Consider the following 1248-nt stretch of genomic DNA (forward strand, 5'->3'; position numbering starts at 1 on the left):
GTCCCGCCCCGTCCGCGGTGCGCCGCGCCAGCCCGTGGTCGATCCACTCCCATACGAACCCGCCCTGACAGCGCTCGTACGTCTCGAACAGCCGCTGGTACTCCGTGAGTCCGCCCGGCCCGTTGCCCATCGCGTGCGCGTACTCGCACAGGATGAACGGCTTCGCGGGGCCCTCGGCGCGGCCGATCTCCGCGACCTCGGCGTGTGGCGCGTACATCCGGCTGTGCAGGTCGGAGTCCGGATAGCCGGGGTCGTTCTCGTAGTGCACCGGGCGGGAGGGGTCGCGTTCGCGGATCCAGGCCGCCATCGCGGACAGCCCGCGCCCGCTGCCGCACTCGTTGCCCAGCGACCAGATGACGACGGACGGGTGGTTCTTGTCCCGCTCCACCATCCGGCGCGCGCGGTCGAGCAGCGCCGGCGTCCAGCGGTCGTCGTCGACGGGGTTGCCGCGCCAGCCCACCTCGCAGAAGCCGTGTGTCTCCAGGTCGCCCTCGTCGATGACCCACAGCCCCAGCTCGTCGCACAGGTCGAGGAAGGCCGGGTGCGGCGGGCAGTGGCTGGTGCGTACGGCGTTGATGTTGTGCTGCTTCATCAGCTCCACATCGCGGCGCATGGTGTCGGCGTCGAGCGTGCGCCCGGTCTCCGGGTGGAACTCGTGCCGGTTGACGCCCCGGAACAGGATCCGCTTCCCGTTGACCTTCAGCACACCGTCCTCGACGGCCACCGTACGGAAGCCGATGCGCAGCGGGATCCGCTCTCCGGCGCAGGCCAGCTCGCCGTCGTAGAGCCGGGGCCGCTCGGCGCTCCACGGCTCGACGGCCGTGGTCACGCTGTTCCCGGGGGCGCCCGCCGCGATGTCGATCCCCAGTTCGGGCACGGTGACCCGGCCGCCCGGCTCGCTGTCCACCCGCAGGGTCCCGGTGCCGGTGTTGGGGTTGTACGAGGCGTGCACGGTGAAGTCGGCGACGGAACCGGGCGGCCGGTGCAGCAGGGTCACATCCCGGAAGATGCCGGGCAGCCACCACATGTCCTGGTCCTCCAGATAGCTGCCCGCCGACCACTGGTGGACGCGGACGGCCAGCACGTTCCCCGTGGGCCGCAGCAGCCGGCCCACGGCGAACTCATGCGGGAGCCGGGAGCCCTGGAAGGTGCCCAGCTCCCGCCCGTTGAGCCAGACGCGGGCGCAGGACTCCACCCCGTCGAAGCGCAGCACCGTCTCGCCGGCCCCCGCCCTGTCTCTTATACACA

1 protein-coding gene is annotated in these 1248 nt (G+C 71.7%); it reads right to left on the reverse strand.

The window, feature by feature from the left end:
• Nucleotides 1-1248 (reverse strand): glycoside hydrolase family 2 TIM barrel-domain containing protein (locus G5C65_RS37420; protein ID WP_277608166.1); only part of this gene is annotated, 1248 nt, incomplete at both ends.

Origin of the sequence: Streptomyces boncukensis (assembly GCF_011045075.1) — a bacterium.
Lineage (GTDB): Bacteria > Actinomycetota > Actinomycetes > Streptomycetales > Streptomycetaceae > Streptomyces > Streptomyces boncukensis.